8 protein-coding genes are annotated in these 22331 nt (G+C 74.0%); 1 reads left to right on the top strand and 7 read right to left on the bottom strand.

Features of this window, described 5'->3' with window-relative positions:
• The first annotated feature begins 118 nt into the window (after nt 1-118).
• Nucleotides 119-3511, top strand: a complete 3393-nt coding sequence (locus tag KI385_RS41270) for an amino acid adenylation domain-containing protein (protein ID WP_238577115.1) — start codon at nt 119-121, stop codon at nt 3509-3511.
• Nucleotides 3512-3599: 88 nt separating this feature from the next.
• Here the strand turns inward: KI385_RS41270 and KI385_RS41275 are convergent, their stop codons facing one another.
• The 7 genes from KI385_RS41275 to KI385_RS41305 all read right to left on the bottom strand — a co-directional run bounded on the left by KI385_RS41275 (nt 3600) and on the right by KI385_RS41305 (nt 22327).
• Nucleotides 3600-4946, bottom strand: a complete 1347-nt coding sequence (locus KI385_RS41275) for an MATE family efflux transporter (protein WP_238577116.1) — start codon at nt 4944-4946, stop codon at nt 3600-3602.
• An 85-nt stretch (nt 4947-5031) separates the two neighbouring features.
• On the bottom strand, nt 5032-5826 hold the full coding sequence (locus tag KI385_RS41280) for a thioesterase II family protein (protein WP_238577117.1): 795 nt from the start codon (nt 5824-5826) through the stop codon (nt 5032-5034).
• Complete coding sequence (locus KI385_RS41285; RefSeq protein WP_238577118.1) at nt 5823-6854, bottom strand: MupA/Atu3671 family FMN-dependent luciferase-like monooxygenase; 1032 nt, start codon at nt 6852-6854, stop codon at nt 5823-5825. Before KI385_RS41285 ends, KI385_RS41280 begins: the two co-directional genes overlap by 4 nt.
• A complete protein-coding gene (locus tag KI385_RS41290; protein ID WP_238577120.1) occupies nt 6851-13075 on the bottom strand; it encodes a non-ribosomal peptide synthetase in 6225 nt (2074 codons plus the stop codon). Before KI385_RS41290 ends, KI385_RS41285 begins: the two co-directional genes overlap by 4 nt.
• A 47-nt stretch (nt 13076-13122) precedes the next feature.
• On the bottom strand, nt 13123-16644 hold the full coding sequence (locus KI385_RS41295; RefSeq protein WP_238577121.1) for a non-ribosomal peptide synthetase: 3522 nt from the start codon (nt 16642-16644) through the stop codon (nt 13123-13125).
• Nucleotides 16645-16646: 2 nt separating this feature from the next.
• Nucleotides 16647-19169: a beta-ketoacyl synthase N-terminal-like domain-containing protein gene (locus KI385_RS41300; protein WP_238577122.1), complete on the bottom strand. Its 2523-nt coding sequence runs from the start codon at nt 19167-19169 to the stop codon at nt 16647-16649.
• Nucleotides 19166-22327, bottom strand: coding sequence for a non-ribosomal peptide synthetase (locus KI385_RS41305; RefSeq protein ID WP_238577123.1), 3162 nt, complete (start codon nt 22325-22327; stop codon nt 19166-19168). Before KI385_RS41305 ends, KI385_RS41300 begins: the two co-directional genes overlap by 4 nt.
• Nucleotides 22328-22331 lie beyond the last annotated feature (4 nt).

Below are 22331 nucleotides of genomic sequence, written 5' to 3' on the forward strand. Positions count from 1 at the left end.
GAAGGTCACCCGCACTGAGCGCACACCCGTTGGGTCTCTCGTGGCGCAACATCAATGGGGCTTATACAATTTCACATGTCACAGATTTGCCTGTGCAGGAAGTGAGGAGACGGGTGCCATGCTCAGTCCTTTCGACGACCCGACGCGGCGGTACTCGATCCTCGTCAACGACCTCTCCGAGTACTCGCTGTGGCCGGATGAGTCGGCGATTCCACCGGGTTGGCAGGTCCTGCGGACCGGGCTCGGCCGGCAGGCGGCGATGGCGGCCGTCGACCGGTGCACGCAGATACCTCACACCGCCGCCGCCATCGCCGCCCCGGCTGTCGACCCGGCCGAGGCGATCGCCCGCCGGGCCGCCGAACGGCCGGACGCGACCGCCGTGCTGACCCACAGTCGCTCAGGCCTGGAACATGCTCTGTCCTATCGCGACCTCGACGAACAGGCGGAGCGGCTGGCTGCCCGGCTGGCCGACGAGGGCGCGGGCCCGGAGCGGCTCGTCGCGGTGGTGCTGCCGCGCGGGCCCGGGTTGGTGGTCGCGCTCCTCGCCGTGCTCAAGGCGGGGGCGGCTTACCTGCCGGTCGACCCGGGCCTTCCCGGAGAGCGCATCGCCCTGATGGTCCAGGACGCGGCGCCGTGCCTCCTCCTGACGGACTCCGCCACCACCCGTCGCCTCGCGCTCACCGGAGCGCCCAGCCTGCTGCTGGACGCGCCCACCGGGTCGAGGCACGCCGCCACGCCGTGGACGCCGCCCGTCGTCGAGCCGGGCCGGGCGGCGTACGTGCTCTACACCTCGGGATCGACCGGCCGCCCCAAGGGCGTCGTCATCAGCCGCAACGCGTACGGCCACGCGCTCGCCGGGCTGACAGCCCGTCTGGGCATCACCGCCGCGGACCGGGTGCTCGCCGCTACCACCGTCTCCTTCGACATCGCGGGCCTGGAGCTCTTCGGCACCCTGCTGGCCGGCGCCACCATCGTGCTCGCCGACCCCGAACAGGCCGGCGACCCGGTGGCCCTGGCGCGGCTGGTGGAGGCCGCGGGCGTCGACGTCGTCCAGGCCACCCCGTCGCTGTGGCAGGGCCTGTTGGCCGTACGCCCGGACCGGCTGCGGGGAGTACGGGCGCTGGTCGGCGGCGAGGCCCTGCCCAGGGAGCTGGCAGACCGGCTCCTGCCGGTAGCGGCGCAGGTCACCAACCTCTACGGGCCGACCGAGACGACCATCTGGTCTTTGACCGCCGAGGTCGCACCCGGGACCACCGCCCCGCCGATCGGCACGCCGCTGTCGGGCACCGGCGCACGGGTGCTCGACGCGGAGCTGCGGCCGGCGCCGTTGGGCGCCGAGGGCGAGCTGTACCTCGCCGGCCCCACCCTGGCCCGCGGCTACCTGCACCGCCCCGGGCTGACGGCGGCCCGCTTCGTCGCCGACCCGTCAGGTCCGCCGGGCGCCCGGATGTACCGCACCGGGGACCTCGCGGCGCTGCGCCCGGACGGGGCGATCGAATACCGGGGCCGGGCCGACGACCAGATCAAGATCCGCGGTCATCGGATCGAACCGGGCGAGGTGGCCGCCGTCCTGCTGCGCGATCCGATGGTCGGCCAGGCGGCCGTCGTGGCCCAGGGAACGGACCCGGAGCAGCGCCGGCTGGTGGCCTACCTGGTCCCCGAACCTCGGAACGGCGAGGCTGTACGGTCCGGGCCCGGCGACGGCGACACGGCACGTCTGCGGGAGTCGGCCGAGCGTGTGCTGCCCGCCTACATGGTCCCCGCCGCGATCGTCTGGCTGGACCGGCTCCCGATGACCCCCAGCGGCAAACTGGACCGCAACGCGCTGGCCGCAACCGAGTTCACCCCGCGGGCGGGACGGCGCGCCCCAGAGGGCCCCGTCGAGCAGGCGCTGGCCGGGCTGTTCGAGCAGGTCCTGGACGCCGGGCCGGTCGGCGCCGACGACAGCTTCTTCGAACTGGGCGGCAACTCCCTGCTCGCGGTGCGGCTGATCGGTCGCCTCGGCACCCTCTTCACCGCCGAACTCACCCTGCGGGACGTCTTCACCACGCCGACCGCGGCCGGCCTGGCCCAGCGGTTGGCCGGCCTGGAGCGCGCGCAGACAGGTGGTGCGGCCCGCCCGGCACTGCGGCCTGCCCAGCGCCCGGCCCGGATCCCGCTCTCCCACACCCAGCAACGGCTCTGGTTCATCGACCTGTTGGAGGGACCGAACCCCAGCTACAACCTGCCCTTGGCCGTGGAGTTCACCGGGCCACTCGAAGCCGCTGCTCTGCGGGCCGCCCTCGTCGATGTGGTGACCCGGCACGAAGCCCTGCGCACCCTGCTCCCGGACGAGGACGGAGTTCCGTACCAGCACGTGGTGCCGGCCGCGGACGTCCGCCTGGAGCTGCCCGAACACCAGGTCACCGGAGCGGTGCTCGACCGGCACCTCCGACAGGCCGCACGGGAGGTCTTCGACCTCGCGGCCGACCTTCCGGTGCGGGTCTCGCTGTGGCGCACCACGGTGGCCGACGGCCCGCAACGCTCGACGCTCCTGCTCGTCCTGCACCACAGCGCGGCCGACGGTTGGTCCACCGGGCCGTTGCTGCGCGACCTGCTGACCGCCTACCGGGCGAGGCTGGCCGGAGCGGCTCCTGACTGGGCGCCCCTTCCCGTCCAGTACGCGGACCATGTGCTCCGACAGCGCGAACTGCTGCCGGAGCGGGCCGGGGAACGGGCCGAGTTCTGGCGCGCAGCCCTGGCCGGAGCGCCTACGGACCCTGCCCTGCCCACCGACCGGCCGAGGGGGACGGCGGACGGGCCGGGCGGGCGGCTGCCGCTGGAGATTCCGGCCGACCTGTGCGCGGGACTCGCAGCGGTGGCCCGCCGGCGGAACTGCACCGTCTTCATGACCGTGCACGCCGCTCTGGCCGCACTGCTGACCCGAGCGGGAGCCGGCACCGACGTACTGATCGGCACGGTGGTCGTCGGCCGCCCCGACAGCGCGCTGGAGGAGCTGGTCGGCTTCTTCGCCAACACCCTGGTGCTGCGCTCCGACACCTCCGGCAACCCGTCGACGGCGGAGCTGCTGGCGCGGGTCCGGGAGGCGGATCTGGAGTTCCTCGCCCACCAGGAAACGCCGTTCGACCAGGTGGTGGAGGCCGTGGCGCCGCCCCGGTCCAGGGCCCACCACCCCCTCTTTCAGGTCCTGCTCGCGTTCCAGGTCGAGCCGCAGCGGCTTCCCGAGGTGCCGGGCCTGACCGTGCGGCATCGTGAACTGGCAACGGACACCGCCAAGTTCGACCTGACGTTCACCCTGACCGAACACCCGGAGAGCGGCAGTGGCGGAGGGGGCGGGATCACGGGCGGGATCGAGTACGCGGCCGACCTCTTCGAGGAGACGACGGCCCGTTGGCTGGCGGACAGCCTGCTCGCTCTGCTGCGGGCCGCGGTGGAGCAGCCGGATACGCCCATCGGGGCGGTGGAGCTCGCCGACCGGCCCGCCCCGGACCGGTCGGCGCCCGCGCACTGAACGGGCGTGCACCTCACCCGCGCACAAGGCCGTCCGCCCCCGGACCGGCCCCACGGACGGGGCGCCCGAGGGCGGACGAGCCGATGGGTCAGACCGGCACCGGGGCCGCGACCGCGAGCGCGCTGTAGCGACGGAAGCACCAGCCCTGGGCCACGATCAGGACCAGGTTGACCACGGCCAGCGTGCCCCAGAGCGCGCTGAGTCCGCCGCCCGCTGCCACCGGTCCGGCCAGGACGGCCAGCACGCCGTAGCAGGCCGCGAAGCAGAGCATGCTCGGCAGGGTCCGCCGGACACCGATCAGCCCGAATCCGAACAGGGCCTGGAAGGCGTCGGCCAGAGTCGCCGCCAGCACGAGCGGCAGCAGGTCCACCAAGCCGTCCTGCACCCGGGGGTCGTCGCTGAACACCGCCAGCACGGGCCCACGTAGCACGGTGAGCAGCCCGCCGAGCAACAGCACCGCCCCGGCGGAGACCACCAGCCCGGACATCGCCCCGGCCCGCACACCCGCCAGGTCCTGCTCCTTGAGCCGCTCCGCCACCACCGGCACGACCGCCTGCCCGACCGCCACGGCCGCGGTGAACATGAGGTTCACCAGTGACACCGCGACGCTGTGTACGGCAGCCGCCTCCGTGCTGATCCGGGCGGCCGAGAAAGCCAGCACTCCCAGGACCGCGAACTTGATCAGCACGGTGGCGGCCAGCGGAATGCCGACCCGGGCCAGCCCGATCACCTGCGCCGGCTGCGGGCGGCCCAACCTCAGGGAGCGCCCCGCCAGTTGCGGAGACCGTCGGAGCGCGACCTGCGCGACGACCGCGCTGATGGCACTGGAGGCCAGCATCGCGATCCCGGCACCTGTCAGACCGAGGGAGGGCAGCGGACCGGCGCCGCCGACCAGGAGCAGCGACAGCACGACGGCCGTCCCCGTGCCGGCCAGTCCGGCGCGCATCACCAGGTGCCCCCGGCCGAGCCCGATCAGGGCGGAGCCCGCCGTCGTCGACACCGCGGTCAACAAGGTGGCCGCCGCCAGCAGGAGAGGGAACAGGCCGAGCTGATCGAGTGCTGCCTCCGGCACGCCCCCGATCCGGCCGATCCACGGCACCGCCGCCACCGCGAGGGCGCCGAGCCCACCGGTGGCAACTGCCAGCCACATCCCGTTGCGCAGGACCGGGACGAGCTGCGCCGGCTCGTCCTGGTGCTCCGCCACGAAGGGCATCACACCGCGCTGCGCGCCGGCGATCGCCGCGGTGGCCGGGCCGAAGACGGCCATGGTCACGGCGAGACCCGCCAGTGCCGCGGTCGCGTGGTGGCCCAGGACGGCGGTGTCCACCAAAGCGCCCGCCGAGGCCGCGATCATCGACGTGTAGAGCGGCAGCGCGGCTGCGGCGATCTGCCTGATCCGGGCCGCGGCCGTCGGCCGCCCGTTGTTCGTTGTCACTGAAACTGCTCCCGTCCGATCTTCGTGGATGTCCAACCCGAGTGCGTGGGCCGGGCCTTGGACAGCGGGCCCGGCATGCGGCCGCTCAGCCCGCCGGCCGGGCGGTCCCACCGCCGCCGGACGGCGCACCTGGCTCCGGTCCGCCCGGCCGGGGCCGCCCGAGCGCTGCGTCGATGCGATCGGCCACCTCCTCGACCCGGTCGAAGAGGTAGAAATGGCCGCCCGCGAAGGAGTGGACGGTCATCGGATGCCGGAACGCCCTGCACCAGCCGTCCGGCGAGGCCACCGGGTCGGCGAGGCCGCAGAAGACCGCGCCGGGGGTCCGGCGCAGCTGCGCGTGGGCGGTGGCCCGGTGGCCGTCGACCACGGCGAGGTCGGCCCGCAGGACGCCGAGCAGGTAGTCGCGCAGCTCCGGGTTCCGCAGGGCCTCCTCCGGGGTGCCGCCGAGCTCGCGTACGTACTCCGTGAGCCGGTCGTCGCTCCAGCGGCGCCGATCCGTCGCGGGGCCGGCGGCCGCGGCGGCGGGGGAGAGGCAGCCCGAGACGCCCGCCCAGCCCGCCGGCCGGCCGAGGCGTTCCAGCTCCCGGGCGGTTTCGAAGGCGATCAGTCCGCCCATGCTGTGGCCGAAGAGCGCGCAGCCGGGTTCGAAGTCCCGCGTCACCACCTCGACCAGGTGGTTGACGGCCTCGGCCATGCTGCGGCGAGGAGGCTCGCCGGCGCTGTGGCCCCGACCCGGGAGATCGACCGCGACAGCCTCCCGGCCGCGGGCACCGAGCGCCCGGACGAGCCGCTGGTACGGCCCGGCCGAGCCGCCTGCGTGGTGCAGGACCAGCAGCTGCCGCGGTCCCTCCGGTGCCCGCCCGGACCCGGGGGCGCTCACAGGTCGGCGCATCGGCGGTTCAACTCGGCCAGGGTCTGCAGGCTGTGCAGGACCTCGTCGGTGCCGATGCCGAAGTCGATGAGACAGCCGATCTCGTCGACCCCGATCGCGGCCAGCGTCTCGACCAGCGGCAGTGCGTCGGCCGGTGAGCCGAGCATGCAGCGATCGCGGGAGAAGTCCTGGTAGGTGAGTTCCAGCAGCTCGTTGAGGGCCTCGTCGCCGGAACCGTCGCCGGCCGGGGCGGCGGACTTGAGGCCGAACAGGCTGAGTGAGGAGCGCATGTAGGCCATGAGCGGGCCCTTGGCGAGAGCCAGGGCCCTTCGGCGGTCGTGCCCGAGGTGGGTGTGCACCATCACGCAGACCCGTTCCCGCTCGACGCCGTGGCCGTGCGAGGTCAGGGCGTCGGTGTACCCGGCCAGGTTCTCCTCCAGTTGGTCCAGTGACTGACCGAGCAGATGGGTCAGCACACCGGCACCCAGCTCCCCGGCCAGTGCATACGTCTGCGGCGAGCCCGCAGCCGTGATCCACAGTGGCAGCCCGCCGTGTCGAGGCGTCGGGAAGGTTCGGACGGGATAGCTGCGCCCACCGGGGCCGGTGCGCTCGACGGCGGCACCGGACCAGAGCCGGAGCACCTCCTCGATCCCCCGGCGCATCTCCCCCTTGGCTTCGGCGAAGCGCTCCGGTGCGAGGACGAAGTCCTGCGGATTCCACCCGGAGGCGAACGCCACCTCGGCCCGGCCGCCGGAAAGCCGGTCCACCACGGCCCATTCCTCCGCAACCCGCAGCGGATCGTGCAGCGGCAGCACCACGCTGCCGGCCCGCACCGCGACCCGGCGGGTGACGGCGGCGACCGCTGCCCCCGTGATCGCAGGGTTGGGGAAGGGCGCGCCGAACGGATGGAAGTGCCGTTCCGGTGTCCAGACGGCCGAGAACCCCTCCGCGTCGGCGAACCTGGACGCCTCGATGAGCAGCCGGTACTGCTCGTCGGGGTCGTCTCCGTTGGCGAAGAAGAACAAGCTGAACCTCATACGCCCTCACTCGTGCCGTCGGTGTCCGGGCGGCCGTCGGCCCGGGCCTGCGGATCGAACACCAGCGCGTAGAGAGCGGCCCGGTACGCCGCGAGCAGCGCCGCCGCGCCGGGGCCGTCGGCCCGGGACCGGGCGTGCACCTGGAACCCGTCGGCGCCGTCCACGACCGAGAAGTGCACACGCACACCCGGCTGGAGCGGCTCGGGCCCCACCCAACGCGCCGCCCTCCCGCCGAAGGTGACGTCCTCGCCGTCGTCCCAGGCGTAGCCGAACACCACGTCCGGCTCACAGCGGAGAGCCGGATCCGCGGCCGCCAGGTCCGCGTACGGAACCGGGCGGACGTGCTCGATCCGGTCGAGGGTGGCGCGGACGGCCGACAGGACGGCACCGACCGGCTGCCCGGGGCGGATCGCGACGGGCAGCGGCACGATGTCGGCGAACGCACCGACGGAAGTCTCCAAGCCGGCTCCGGCCCGGCCGTCCCACGGCAGGGCGATCGGCAGCTCGCCGCCCTCGGCCACGGCCGCGGCGATGGCGAAGGCGGTGAGCTGGACGGCGTACGGCGCGATTCCGTCCCGGGCGCAGGCCGACCGGATCGCGGCGTGCAGCTCCGGCCGCGGCGCCCACCGCGACTCGGTGACCCCGCCGATGACCGCGGCCCCGTCGTCCGCCGAAGCACCGCTCGAACCCTGTGTGGAGCCGGCCGGAGACCGGGCCGGGTCGCCCAGCAGGCCGCGCCACACCTCGGCGGCGTGCTTCGCCGGCGCGGTGCCGGCCAGTTCGTGACGCCAGGTCAGCTGCCGCAGGAATCCCGGGTCTTCGGGCCCGAGGGAGCCTGGGTCCTGATAGGCGGTGGACAGATCGTGGCACAGGCTCAGCAGCCCGAGGCCGTCCAGTGCCAGCGGGTGCACGGTCAGGGCCAGGAGCGCGGGCCCGTCCTGCGGCGTGGCGAGCAGGAGCCGCAGCAGCGGATCTCTGCGCGGGTCGGGCACGTGGGCCTGCGCCGAGCGGTGCAGCCAGGCCGGACGGTCCGCGGGCTCGACGGGCCGCGCGGGCGTCACTTCGGCGACGGAGAGGTCGAGCTCGTCGAGCGGGCGCACCCGCAGTGCGCTGCCGTCGGGTTCGGCGCAGAGGCGAAGCGCCGGGTGGCGCCGCAGGACCGCTTCCAGCGCGAGGCGCAGCCGCGACGGCTCCGGCCGTGTGACGAGTTCCAGGACGAAGGTCTTGCTCCCCGCTGCCGCCCCTGGGCGGGCGAGGTGACGCAGCCCGGGCGGCAGAACGGGTGGTGGCCCGTCGGCCGGCAGCTCCTGGAGCCGTCCGCCGTCGCGGGGGCCGCCGGTGCTCCGTCCGGCCAGCAGCCGGGCCACCTGCCCGGCGGTGCGGCAGCGGTAGAACTCCGCGACGGTGAGCTGCGCCGCGAAGCGGTCCCGGAGCCCGTACAGCACCCGGGCGGCGAGCAGCGAGTGGCCGCCGGCGGCGAAGAAGTCCTCGTCCGCGGTGAGTTCCGGCCGGTCGAGCACCCGGCGGAACAGCGCCAGCACCTCGCCGGCCGGATCCGCGGCCGCGCCCGGGGCCGATGCGGCGGGCGCCTCGGCGGGCGGACTCGCCGGCAGCGCGGCCGGGATCATGGGGGTGCGGCCGGGCGGCGGCAGGAGAGCGGGCACCACCTTGCCGTTGGCGTTGACCGGCAGGGCATCGAGCACGGTGAAGGTGGACGGCACCATGGCGTGCGGCAGCTCGGCGAGCAGCCGCTCACGCAGCCGCTCACGCAGCCGCTCCGGGTGCCGGGCCGGCCCGTCGTCGACGACCAGGTAGGCGTCGACCCGCCGCGCGCCCTCCTCGCCCGCCACCACCAGCGCCACATCACGCACCCCGGGCATCCGGCGGACCGCGAGGTCGACCTCGGCGAGCTCGACCCGGTAGCCGCGGATCTTGACCTGCTGGTCGTCCCGGCCGAGGAACTCCAGATCGCCGCCGGGCAGCAGCCGCGCCCGGTCGCCCGAGCGGTAGAACGGCACGCCATGGACCCGTTCGAAACGCTCGGCGGTCAGCTCCGGGCGCGCCAGGTAGCCGTCGGCGACACAGACCCCGCCGATCCGCAGCTCGCCGATCGTCCCGTACGGCACGTCCCGCCCGGCCGGGTCGGTCAGCCGCAGCACGGTGTTCGGCAGTGGCCGGCCGATCGGCGCGTAGCGCGGCCAACCGCTCGGCGGTCCCTGGAAACGGTAGGAGGTGACCACATGGGTCTCGGCGGGCCCGTAGTTGTTCACCAGCCGGCAGTCCGGCAGAGCCTCGAAGAAGGCGATCACGCCCTCGCCGAGCCGCAGCTGCTCACCGGTCGCGGCGACCTCCCGCAGCGACGCGAACGCTGCCGCATCGTCCTGGAAGACCGCCGCCAGCGAGTTGAGCAGGGAGACCGGCCAGATCGCCTTCTGCACCCCGTGCTCGGCGACGAAGGACGCCAGCAGCTCGTGGTCGTAACGGGTCTCCTCGTCCGCGATGTGCAGCGATCCGCCGCCGCAGAGCGCGGCGAAGATCTCGTGGAAGGCCGCGTCGAAGCCGAGCGAGGCGAACTGCAGCCAGCGCAGCGCGCGGCCGAAGCCCTCGGTCTCCCAGTGGATCAGGTTGCTGAGTGCCCGGTGCGGGAAGGCGATCCCCTTCGGCCGGCCGGTGCTGCCGCTGGTGAAGGTGAGGTAGACGAGGTCGTCGCCGGTCACCGTCGGAAGGACGGCAGGCGCCGGACTCGACTGGAGCTCGGACAGCGTGGGCAGGACGACCGGCTCGGCGCCCGGCGCGAACCCGGCCTGCGCCGGATGCTCGCACAGCACCACCACCGGTGCGCAGTCCTCGGCCATCATTGCCAGCCGGGCAGCCGGCAGGGCCAGTTCGAACGGGACGGCGACGGCGCCCGCGCGCGCCACGCCGAGCAGGGCGGCCACCGCCGGCACACCCTTCGGCAGGGTGAGACCGACCCGGTCTCCGGGTCGCACCCCGTGCCGGGCCAGCAGTCCGGCGACGGCGGCCGAGACCGCGGCGAGCCCGCCGTACGTCAGCTCGACACCGCCCCCGCTGACCGCCAGACGGTCCGGTTCACGTCGTGCCAGGTCCGCGTACACCTCGTGCACGGGGAGGTCCGGTACATCGACCACCGGGCCGTGCAGGACCTCCGCCGCCCTGCCGGCCACGGCGCCGGGGAGGGCCGGGACCCGGGCGACGGCCCGCGCGGGATCGGCGGTGAGCAGGTCCAGCAGGTGGGCGAAGACGGCCGACCAGTCCTCGACGGCCGGGTGCTCGAACCGGTCCCGGTCGTAGCGCAGCCGGCCGCCGATCCGCCCGTCGGGCTCGAACCACCAGTCCAGCGACAGCTCGTACGGGCTGCCGGCGGGGTCGAACGGCACCGGGTGCGCGGTCAGTCCGGTGGGTGGGTCGGCCTCCGATGCGACGGCGCTGAGCATGTTGAAGAGCACGTCGATCAGTGGCGCGTCCCGTTGGTCGGGTGTCCGGCCGATCCGTCTGGCAAGGACCTCGAAGGGCAGGTCCTGATGGTCCAGCGCCGCTCGCAGCCGGCCCGATACGTGCTCGACCAGGGCGAGGAAGTCGTCCTCCGGGCCGATCCGCACCCGCAGCGGCAGCGTGTTGACGAAGTTCCCGACCAGGTCCCGGGTCCGCGGGTGGTGGCGGCCCGCGACCGGAGTGCCTACCACCACCTCGGTCTGTCCGCCGAGCCTGGCGAGGAGCGCGCAGAACGCGGCGAGCACGACGGTGAACGGCGTGACCCGGGCGCGCTCGGCCAGTGCATGGACCTGCGTGGAGACCGTTTCGGGGAGCACGAACTCCACCAGTCCGCCACGGTAGCCGCGCTCGGCCGGGCGCGGATGCCCGGGCAGAGCGAGCGGACCGGGGAGGTCCGCGAGCTCGGCCCGCCAGAACGCGGCCTGCCGGTCGGCCGCGTCCGAGGCGAGCCAGGCGGCCTGGGCCCGGACGTGCTCGGCCAGCAGGCCGTCCAGCACCGGGAGTTCGGGCGTACCGGCACCGCTGCGGTGCTCGTAACGGGCGAAGAGGTCCCGCAGGATCAGACCGGTCGAGTGCGCGTCCGCGCAGATGTGGTGCACCGCGATCGCCAGCACATGGCGCTCGGGCGAGCAGCGGAACAGCCGGGCGGTCAGCGCCGGGGCCCGGTCCAACGGGATTGCCACCGACAGCAACTCGTTCACCGAGCGCCGCAGGGCGTCGTCGTCGACGACCTCCAGCACGGGCAGTTCCACCGCGGCCATCGGCAGGATCTCGAACTTCGGCGCCAGCTCCGACCGGTGGAACCTCAGCCGCAGGCCGTCATGCCGGTCCACCACGTCCTGGAGAGCTGCCCGCAAGGCCGTGACATCCAGTGGGCCGCGCAACTCGGTGAGGACCGGTACATGGTGGGCCTCGGCCGCGCCCGGGACCTCGTCGAGGAACAGGAACCGTTCCTGTAGGGCCGTCAGCGGCAGCAGCTCACCGCCGGCGCCGCCGGGCCCGGGAATCGCCTCGGTGCCCGGCTCACCCGACTCGTCCGACTCGCCCGGCGCGGCCGCCACGGCCAGTTCGGCCAATCGCCGGGGCGTCGGATCGTCCAGGAACGAACCCATCGGGACGCCCACCCCCCACCGCTCCGCGGCGAGCTCCACGATCCGCAGGGCCGTCAGCGAGTCGCCGCCCCGGACGTACAGGTCGTCCTCCGGGGAGACGTCCGCCATCCCCAGGACCGTCCGGAAGATCTCCAGCGCCCCCTCGGTCCGGACGGGCCCGCCCGGCACACCGGCATGCGGTAGGCCCGGCCCGTCCGCCGCCGGCGGCGTGCCGGCCTCCAGCCAGTACCGTCGGCGCTCGAAGCGTTGCCGAGCGGGAGCCGGCGGAAGGGACGCGGGGTCTTCCGGGCCCTCCTCCAGCAGGACATGCGCGTTGGTGCCGCCGACGCCGAACGCGCTCACCCCCGCCATCCGGGGAGTCCCGGACTCCCAGGGGCGCAGCTCGGTATTGACCCGGAATGGTGACGATCCGAAGTCGATGTGCGGGTTGGTGCGCTCGCAGCCGAGCGAGGGCGGCAGAGCCCGGTGCCGAAGCAGCAGGACGGTCTTGATCAGCCCGGCGATGCCGGCAGCCGAATCGAGGTGCCCGATATTGGACTTCACCGAGCCGAGGGCGCAGAAGCCGGTGGCCGTGGTGGTCCGGCGGAAGGCCTCGGTCAGCGCGGCCACCTCGATCGGGTCTCCGAGCAGGGTCGCGGTCCCGTGCGCCTCCAGGTGGCCCACCCGGTCCGCGGTGATACCGGCGAGCCGGTGCACCCCGGCCACCAGTTCGGCCTGGCCGTCGATGCTGGGCGCGGTGTACCCGCTCTTGCGGGCACCGTCGTTGTTCACCGCGCTGGCCCGGATCACCGCCAGCACGCGGTCCCCGTCCGCCAGCGCGTCGTCGAGGCGCCGCAGGACCACCAGCCCGGCTCCGCTGGCGAAGACCGTCCCCGAGGCATCGGCCGAGAACGGCCGGCAGCGGCCGTCGGGCGAGACGATCCCGCCCGGGGTGTACTCGTAGCCGACATCGTCCGGCCGGATCGCGGCACCGCCCGCGAGCACCGCGTCCGCCTCGTGGTCGAGCAGCATGCGGGCGGCCTGGTGCACCGCCACCAGGCTCGCCGAGCAGCCGCAGTCGACCGCCAGACCGGGCCCGGTCAGGCCGAGCCGGTAGGAGATCTGCGTGGCGGTGAACCCCCGGTCGTTGCCCATCAGGACCCGGTGCCAGCCGTGCGTGCGGACCACCTCGGGGTGGGCGAGCACGTTGCGCAGCAGGTAGTCGGAGTGGTTCAGGCCGACCACCACGCCGATCGGGCCGGGAAAGCGGTCCCGGTCGATCCCGGCGTCCTGCAGGGCGTGCACGGCGAGCTCCAGCAGGATGCGCTGCTGCGGGTCGGTCAGTTCGGCTTCCGCCGGGGTCATCCCGAAGGCCGCCGCGTCGAACAGCGCCGGGTCCGTAAACCCGCGGCGGACGGGCACATGGAACGGCCCCCCGGGTACCGGCTCCCGGACACCCGCCCGGCGCAGCTCGTCCTCCGGTACCTCCTCGACGAGGTCCCGCCCGTCGCGCAGCAGCGCCCAGAACTCCTCGGGCGAGTCGGCGCCGGGGAACCGGCAGGCGATGCCGGTGACGGCGATCGCCGGCAGATCGTCATCGGGCAGATCGGTGGGCACGGGCTGCTCCTGGTCGGGGGACGGGTGGGAACTGACGTGGGGACGGCTCACGGCTGCCGCCCGGGTTCGGCGCCGGTCGCCGGACCCGGGGCGGTGTCCGGGGCGGTCTCCGACGGGGCACGGCTGGACTGTTCGCGCAGCCGGCGCTTGCGCAGCACCTGCTCGCGGCGGCGGGCACCGACCGCGCGCTCGGGGGCCGGCGCCGGGACACCGTCCTGCTGCGCCGGGGACGCCGTACCGCCCCGCAGATGGCGGGCGTACGAGCGGACCGTCGGGTACCGGAACAGATCGACGATCCTCGCCTCGGCCGTGACATGGGCGCGGATCTCGGTGAGCAACCGTGCCACCAGGATCGAGTTGCCACCGGCCTGGAAGAAGTCGTCGTCCGCAGAGGTCAGCGGCCGGTCGAGGACGCGCCGCCAGGCGGCCAGCAGCATCGACTCCAGTTCGTCCGTGGCCCGCGGCGCGGCCGGACCGGATGCCGCGCCACCTGTCAGGGCGACCGTCGGCAGCGCCCGTCGGTCGGTCTTGCCGCCGCTGGTTGTCGGCAGCGCCGACAGCCGGTTGAAGGCGGCCGGCAGGTACGGGTCCGGCAGCACGGCGGCGAGCGCCGAGCGCAGCTCCTGAGGGTGCCGGACGCAGTCGTCACCGGTGACGTAGTGGGCGACCAGAGCACGGCCGTCGTCGGCCTCCTGGACGACCACCGCGCAGGCGGCGATCCCCGGGAGCGAACCCAGGGCCCGCTCCACCTCCGTGAGCTCGATGCGGTAGCCGTTGACCTTCACCTGCTGGTCGAGGCGGCCGGCCAGTTCGAGTGTGCCGTCCGGCAGCCTGCGGGCGAGGTCGCCGGTGCGGTACAGCCGCTCCTTGCCGACGGCCCGGACGAAGCGGGCGGCGGTGAGCTCCGGGTCGGTCAGGTAGCCCTTGGCCACCCCCGCCCCGGCGATCGCCAACTCGCCGAACATCCCGTCCGACACCGGGCGCATCCCGGCGTCCAGGACGCGGACCCGGGTGTTCGCCAGCGGCCGGCCGACCAGAACCGCGGCCGGGTGGGCCGGTACCTCCCAGACCGTCGACCAGACCGTGGTCTCGGTGGGCCCGTACAGATTGAGCACCCTGGGTATGCCGAGGTCCTTCAGGCGCGTGGCCAGCACCGTGTCCAGCGCCTCGCCGCCGCACAGCAGCAGGCGGAGGCGGGAGAGCGCCCGGTCGCCGCCCGGCAGACGCAGCACACTGCGCAGCAGCGTCGGGGTGGCCTGCAGAGCGGTGATCCCGGTCCGGGCGATCAGCTCGGGAACGCTCTCGACGTCCTCGCCCGGGTCGGCGAGGGCCAGCGTCTCACTGCTCTCGGCAAGGACCACCGGCACGCCCCGGGACAGGGTCCAGAGCAGTTCCACCACGGCGATGTCGAACGTGGCGGCGGTGACGGCGAGCCAGCGGGCGTCCGCGGGCAGCTCGACGGCGTGGTCGAGGGCGGTGAAGAGGTTGGCGAGGTTGCCATGGGTGACCTCGACCCCCTTGGGCCGTCCGGTCGAGCCGGAGGTGAAGATCACGTACGCGCTGTCCTCGGGCCCGGGTTCCGCGAGGGCCGGTGCCGTTCCGTCAGCCCGGCCCGACGAGGCGACCAGATCGGTCAGCGCAAGCCGGCGACCGGCGAAGCCGGGGCAGAGCTGCCGGTACGGGCCGTCGGTGATCAGGGCGGCGCACCGCGCGTCGGCCAGCATGCCCTCCAGCCGGCCCTGCGGGTCGGTCCCGCTGAGCGGCACGTACGCCATGCCGGCCGCCAGTACGCCGAGCAGGACCACGACGAGGTCCGGTGAACGCGGCACCAGCAGGCCCACCCGTTCGCCCGGGCGCAGACCCGCGGCCCGCAGACCCGCCGCTACGGCGGCGGCCCGCTCTGCCAGCTGCGCACCGGTGAGAGACCGTCCGCGAAGCGACACGAGGGGCCGGTCGCCCTCCTCTGCCAGCCGGTCGAGGACGAGGCGGTGAACGGGCCGCTGCGGCACCGGCAGCTCGGCCTCGGCGTCGAAGCGGGTCTGACGGGCCTCCTCCTCGGGGCTGGTCAGCGGCAGTTCACCGACCGGCCGGTCCGGGTGCTCGGCCATCGCCGTCAGCAGCCGCTCGAACCAGGTGACCAGCAGCCCGGCCTGCGTCCGGTCGAAGAGCGCGGTACTGAAGAGCAACTGGCCGAGGAACCCGTCCGACTCCTGGCGCAGCTTCAGCTGCAGGTCGTACTGCGCCGCGTACACCGGCGCGGGCGCCGGTCCGGACCGGATACCGGGAAGGTCGAGGTCGCCGTCGGGGTAGCTCTGGTAGATCAGGATGCTCTGGAAGACGGGGGAGTGCGAGCTGCTGCGGTCCGGCGCGACAGCGTCGACCACCTGGTCGAACGGCAGGTCCTGGTGGGCGAAGGCGTCGAACGCCGTGCGCCGCACCCGGGCCAGATAGTCCTGCACGCTCTCCTCGGGCCGCACCACCGTCCGAACGGTGATGGAGTTGAAGAACAGGCCGAGCGTGCGCTCCAACGCGGGGAAGGGACGGTTGGCGAGCGGACTGCCCACCGCGATGTCACCGGTCCGGGAGATCCGGGCCAGCAGCAGCGTGAACACCCCCATGAAGACGCTGTACGGGGTGGCGGCGGCGCACGCGCAGAGCCGTTCCACTGCGGCGGCGGCCTCGGGACCCAAGCGGAAGTCCAGGGCGTCGCCGCGAAAGCCCTGCACGGCCTCCCTGGTACGGCCCGGCGCCAGGTCGAGCAAAGGCGGCAGGTCGGCCAACTGCCCCCGCCAGAAGGCGCGCTGGCGCTCCGCCAGCTCGGTGCCGAGCCATTCCCGTTCCCAGACCGCGAAGTCGGCGTACTGCACGGTCGGTTCGGGCAGGTCGGCCGGCCGCCCGGCGACCCTGGCCGCGTACAGCTCGGAGAGCTCCGAGCGGATCAGACCGGTCGACCAGCCGTCGGAGATGACGTGGTGCTGGGTGACCACGAAGATCCTCCGCTCGGGCGCGCACCGGATCAGGTCGAAGCGAATCAGCGGAGCGACGGCGAGGTCGAACCTGGTCTCGGTGACCCGGCGGATCAGCGCCTCCGCCTGCGCGTCGGTCCGCGCGTCGTGCTCGGCGTACGGGGTCGGGCAGTGCGCCGAGATCTCCTGGACCAGCCCGGCGGGGGAGTTCCGCAGGGCGGTCCGCAGCACCTCGTGCCGCGCCATCAGCTGCCCTGCGGCCCAGCGCAGAGCCTCCTCGTCGAGCGGCCCGGTCAGCTCGGTCGTGAAGTACATGTTGTAGACCGGGAGATCGATGCCGAGCTGTTCGACCAGCCAGAGCCGCTGCTGGGCATAGGTGGCCGGCAGCGGCCCACCGCGCTCCACCCGCCTGATCCGTATGGTGCGACGGGCCTCCTCCTCCGCCCGCTCCCGCAGGAACTGGACCACCTCGGCACGGTGGCGCCGCACCAGCGCGGTGAGCTCGGGGTCCAGCGCGCCTTCGGGGGCGGTGAGGGTGAGCCGGCCCTCTTCCAGCGCGAGGCGTGCGCCCCGCCGGGAGAGCTCCTCCAGAACGGCGACCATGGTCACAGCTCCACCTCTTCCCATGCGCCGCCGTCCGCCGGAGCGTCGACCAGCGACCGGTACAGCCGGGACGACTCCAGCTCCGCATCCACCAGGGCGGCCACGTCCACCGGAGACTGCCCGTCCAGCAGATCGCCCAGCGGGATCCGGGTGCCGAACTCCTCCTGGATCCGGGAGAGCACCTGGGTGGCCAGGAGCGAGTGACCGCCCAGGTCGAAGAAGTCGTCGTCGGGGCCGACCTCGGGCAGGCCCAGGACCTCGCACCAGATCGCCATCACCGTCTCGACGGTGGTCGCACCAGGGCGCCGGCGCGAGCCTGCGCCGGCGGACGCGGTGTCACCGGCCGCTTCGGGCAACGCGCGGACGGGGACGGCCGGGTGCCAGTGACGTGTCGGCCGGAACGGGTACGGAGGTATCGCCATCCGCGGGAGACCGTCCGGTTCGCGCAACCCCGTCCACCGCACGTCCGCACCGTGCTCCCAGCAGTGCGCCACCAGCCGGAGGAACTGCGCGCGGTCGCCGGCCGCCGGAGTCACCGCACAGGCTTCCGGCGGGAGAGCGGCGGCCTCGCCGCCCAGCACGGCCGCCCGGGAGACCTCCAACAGGTGGGCCGCCGGGGGCACATCGCCGGCCCGCAGAACCACGCCGAGCGTCACCGAACGGATCTCCACGTTCAGCGCGCGGAGCTCACCGGCGGACGTCAGCTCCCTGTCCAACGCGGCCAGGGCACGCTCGCAGGCGCTGAGGTCTCCGCCGATCCGGGCGGCGAGCACGGCGGTGGCGTGGTACCCGGCGTACCGCCGCGCGCTCTGCGCGTCGATCGCGCCGGCGAAGGCGAACGCCGCGAACTCACCGATCCCGCAGGCCGCGAGCGCGTCCGGCTCGACACCGAGCCCGTCGAGGGAGTCGAGCAGGGCCAGCGGGCCGTCGAAGTACGACCGCACCTCGTCCGGCCCGGCCGCGGACTGCCCGCCACCGGACCAGGGACCGGCCTCCAGCCCCAGGACCAGCGGGCCGGCCGCCGGCTCCCCGGAGTCCGCCCCGATGGCCGCGGCGAGTCCGGCCGTGTCGGCGGCCACCCATGCCCGGCGCAATCGGCCGGGGGCCGGGCCGTCCTGCAGTGAGCGCGCCAACCGGGCCGCCGTCGTCGGGCTGCCGTCGAGACCGGGAAGCAGCTCGACGAGCGCGGCGCGTGAGCGGTCGAAGGACCAGGACGAGCGAGCGGACACGGGGAACACCTGCGGCCCGCCGCCACCCGTCGGCACCGGCACGGCCGGCGGCTGCTCCAGCACGAGGTGCGCGTTGGTTCCGCCCACCCCGAGCGCTGTCACGCCCGCTCGCCGGGGGCCGTCCGCCGCGGGCCACGGGGCGGTGTCGACCGCCACGCGCAGACCGCTGCCGTCGAGATCGATCGCCGGATTGAGCTCCCGATGGCCCACCGTCCCGGGGACCACCCCGTCCCGCACCGCCAGGACGGCCTTGATGAGGCCGGCCATGCCCGCGGCCGCGTCCAGGTGGCCGAGCGAGGACTTGACGCTGCCGACCGCGCAGGGCGAGGTCACACCGAGCAGCTTCCTCGCGGCCGCCAGCGCGGCGAATTCGACCGGGTCACCGAGCGGCGTCCCGGTGCCGTGTGCCTCGATGTAGCCGATGCCCTCCGGTGGGACGCCGGCGTCGGCCCAGGCCGACAGCAGGACGTCACGCTGCCCGATGACGCTGGGGGCGGCGAAGCTCAACCGGTCGGCGCCGTCGTTGTTCAGCGCCGAGCCGCGCACCACGGCGTGGACGGTGTCCCCGTCACGCAGCGCGTCGGCCAGCCGCCTGAGCACCACCACACCCACGCCGCTGCCCGGTACCGTCCCGTCGGCTTCCCGGTCGAAGGGACGGCACACCCCGCTCGCCGACAGCACCCCGCCGTCGACCGCCAGGTAGCCGCGCTCGTGCGGCAGCCCGACCGACACGGCACCGGTCACGGCCAGGTCGCAGTCACCGGCCAGCAGACTGCGCCGAGCCAGGTGCACGGCGGTGAGCGCGGTCGAGCAGAGGCTTGCCACGAAGACGCTCGGCCCCCGCAGCCCGAGGTGATAGGAGACACGCAGCGGCAGCGCCGCCGCGGACGTTCCCATCGGCAGCCCGTCGCCGGCCGCCGCGATCAGCGCACCGTAGCGGTTGTCGCCGCTGCCGCAGAACACCCCGACCCGGCCGAGCGACGCGTGGGCGCCCCGTCCGGCGTGCTCCAGGGCGTGTACGGCCTCCTGTAGGAGCAGGCGCTGTTGCGGATCCATCGCGGCGGCTTCGGCCGGGGCGATGCCGAAGTACTCCGCGTCGAAGAGGTCCACACCGTCCAGCTCACCGCCGGCCGGCACATGGCGCGGATCGTCCCCGCCCGCCCCGGCGTCGAAGCGCTGCACGGCGCTCTCCGCACGCAGCAGCAGGTCCCGGTACTCCTCCAGGTCCCGGGCGCCCGGGAACCGGCAGGCCATGCCGACGATCGCCACCGCCGATGCGTCCGGCCGTTCACTCATGATGATTCTCCGTACTCGTCAGGGGTCTTCAGCGAGCGCGCGATCGCGGCGACCGTGGGGAAGGCGAACAGGGCGGTGACCGGCACCGGGGTGCCGAACTCCGCGCGGAGCATGCGGTGCAGGCGGATGAGCGTCAGCGAGGTACCGCCCGACTCGAAGAAGCTGACGTCCCGGGGCACCCGGTCCGGGGCACAGCCGAGCAGCTGCGCCCACAGGGCCGCGATCCGGCGCTCCAGCTCGGTCCGGGGCAGGTCGGCGGTCGCGGCGGTGGCGAGCGGAGGCGGCGCGGGAAGCGTCCGTACGTCCACCTTGCCGCTGCCGGTCAGGGGGAACGCGTCCATGGCGACAAGGTGGCTGGGTTGCAGCGCGGCGGGCAGGTGCTGCGCGAGGTGGGCCCGAAGCCGGGCCCGGGTGCCCGGCTCCCGGCCCAGGAAGTACAGCGCGAGCAGCTCCTCCTCCCGGCCCGGGACGAGCACCGCGACCGCGTCGTGGACTTCGGGGTGCCCGAGCGCCACCGAGCGGACCTCGTCGAGTTCGACCCGAATTCCGCGGACCTTGACCTGCCCGTCCTGGCGGCCCAGGAACACCAGTGTCCCGTCCGAGGTGCGCAGGCCGAGGTCGCCGGTGCGGTAGAGCCTCGCGCCCGGGCCGGGGTCGAAGGGGTGGCGGACGAAACGCTCCTCGGTCAGCTCCCGGCGGTTCAGATAGCCGAGCGCGAGCGGAACCCCTCCGATGTACAGCTCGCCCGGAAACCCCGCAGGGATCAACTGGCCGCCCCGGCCCAGGACATGGACCTGCGCCCCGGCTGCCGGCCACCCGATCGGCACCCGGCCCGTGCGCGGGCCACCACCGTCGGTGACCTCCTCCTGGTACGTGAACGAGGTGACGTCGATGGCCGCCTCGGCCGGGCCGTAGAGATTGACCACCGGCGCTTCGAAGTACCGGACGGCGCGGGCAGCCACGGCGGCGTCCAGCGCTTCCCCGCCGCAGAACACCCACCGCACCGAGCCCGACGGCGGTCGGGGCTCCGCCAGCAGTGCCTTGAGGAGCGTCGGGACGAACTGGACGACACTTACGCCCCGGGCCTCGACCTCCGCGGCCAGGGCGGATGGATCGCGGTGCGCCCAGGCCGGTGCCACGACGACCGAGGCGCCCACCATCAGCGGCGTGAGGAACTCCCAGACCGAGGCATCGAAGACCGGAGGCGTCTTGAAGTAGAACCTGTCCCGGGCGGTGAACCCGAACCGCTCCGCCTTCCAGCGGAGATTGTTGGCCAGCGCCCCGTGCGGGACCTGGACGCACTTCGGCAGGCCGGTGCTGCCGGAGGTGGTGATCACGTAAGCGGGGTCCGCCGCAAGGGGCTCGTCCCCGTCGAGCGGGGCGTGGCCCGTCCGCGGAGCGCCGCCGGCCGGGGCGGAGGGCGCCGGATCGTCCAGGGCCACCACCGTCATCCCCACCGGGAGTTCCGCGGCGTCGGCCCGCGTGGCCACGACGACGGCCGCCACCCCGGCGTCCGAGAGCACGAACCCCCGTCTTGCGGGCGGGAGTTCGGGATCGACCGGCAGGAACGCGTGCCCGCCGCGCAGTACGCCGAGCGCCGCCACGACGTACCGGGCGGAGCGCGGCAGCAGCAGCGCCACCGTGCTGCCACGCGCAAGGCCGAGTTCGCCCAGCCGGGCAGCCAGCACACCCGAAGCCCGTTCCAGTTCGCGGTAGGTCAGCTGTTCCCCGGCGGCGAGCACCGCCACCTGGCCCGGCGACCGGCGCACCTGCTCCAGAAACGACCGGGTGACCGGCGCGAATGGCGGCTGCGCGGGCCCGCGGGCCTTGGCGAGCGTCTGCACCTGGTGCTCGTCCGGTACCAACGGCACCTCGACGGCGGGCACGTCGGCACCACGGGCCAGGCCGGTGAGCGCCCCGAGGACCGACCGGTAGGCCGCGGCGAAGCCCCGCGCGGCGGCCTCGTCGTAGCGGTCGGTGTTGAACTGCAACCGGGCCGCGGCCGTTTCGCCGTCTGCCTCGACCGCCAGCAGGAGATCCGTCTTGCCCGCGCGGGGGTAGACGGGCACCCGCCGTACGGTGGCTTCGGGCAGCGATAACTCTTCCGCACCCTGGTCGTGCAGTGACAGCATCGCCCGCGCGGAGGACCCGGCGGCGCGCAGGCCGCGATACATGTCCGCGAGCGGCGCTCCCTGGTGCTCGAAGCCGGCCAGCAGGTCCTCGCGGACCTTGGCGGCGTAATCGCTGAGGGTGAGCCCGGCCGGGTCCGGCGCGCGCAGGAACAGCCCGTCGGTGAAGAGGCCGACCGCACCTTCGTACTCGGCGCGCCGCAGGTCGATGGCCGGATACGCCACCAGGACATCGCGTTCCAGGCTGAGATGTCTGAGCGCCAGGCAGTAGGCGGCCATCAGCACGGTGAAGAGGGAGCCGCCGACCGCCACGGCGGCCGCCGTCAGCCCGTCCGGCAGTGCGACCTCCAACTCCGCAGTGGGGAGGCCGAGTTCGCCGGGCCGGCGAAGGCCCGGATCCGTTCCGCGGTCCAGCCGCGCGGTTCGCTCCGCCCAGAAAGCCGCCCCCGCTGCCGTCTCGGCGTCGGGCTCCGCGAAACGGGCCTGCTGCTCCCGTGCGTACGCGAAGTAGCCCTCCTCCGGGACGACTTCGTCCAGCTGCCGGCCATCGGCAAGCTGCGCACAGTCCTGGGACAGCTCGTGCAGCAGCTGGGCCACCGAGGGGGCATCCACGGCGACATGGTCGAAGACCAGGAGCAGCAGGGCCTCGTCGGCCGACCACCGGAACAGCTCCGCCGCCATTCTCAGCGGCTCGGTCCGGTCGAACGGGCGGCGGGCAGCCTCCGCCAGTAAGTGCCGGGCCTGACCCGGGTCGGTGTCGTGGACTGCGAGCAAGGACTTCGGAGGTGGCCCGGGGCGCTGCCGGGGCGCGCCGTCGGGGCTGTCGGAGATGGTCACACGCAGGACGGGGTGGCGCTCGATCACCCGCCGCAACGCCAGGTCGAGTGCGGAGGGATCGATCCGACCGCTCAGGTGGAAGGCCAGGGGGATGTGGTACGAGTCACTGGCCGGAGCCATCAACTGGGCTTTCCACACGGTTTCCTGTTGCTGGGTCAGGGCTGTTTCGCCGCCGCGTTGTGCATCAAGCATCCGC

This window comes from Streptomyces inhibens, from assembly GCF_022221585.1.
Lineage (GTDB): Bacteria > Actinomycetota > Actinomycetes > Streptomycetales > Streptomycetaceae > Streptomyces > Streptomyces inhibens.

Bases quoted from the DNA above. Each gene is read 5' to 3' on its own strand.
- KI385_RS41285 (WP_238577118.1), bottom strand. From the start codon at position 6,854: ATGAGGTTCAGCTTGTTCTTCTTCGCCAACGGAGACGACCCCGACGAG.
- KI385_RS41305 (WP_238577123.1), bottom strand. From the start codon at position 22,327: ATGCTTGATGCACAACGCGGCGGCGAAACAGCCCTGACCCAGCAACAG.
- KI385_RS41300 (WP_238577122.1), bottom strand. From the start codon at position 19,169: ATGAGTGAACGGCCGGACGCATCGGCGGTGGCGATCGTCGGCATGGCC.
- KI385_RS41295 (WP_238577121.1), bottom strand. From the start codon at position 16,644: ATGGTCGCCGTTCTGGAGGAGCTCTCCCGGCGGGGCGCACGCCTCGCG.
- KI385_RS41270 (WP_238577115.1), top strand. From the start codon at position 119: ATGCTCAGTCCTTTCGACGACCCGACGCGGCGGTACTCGATCCTCGTC.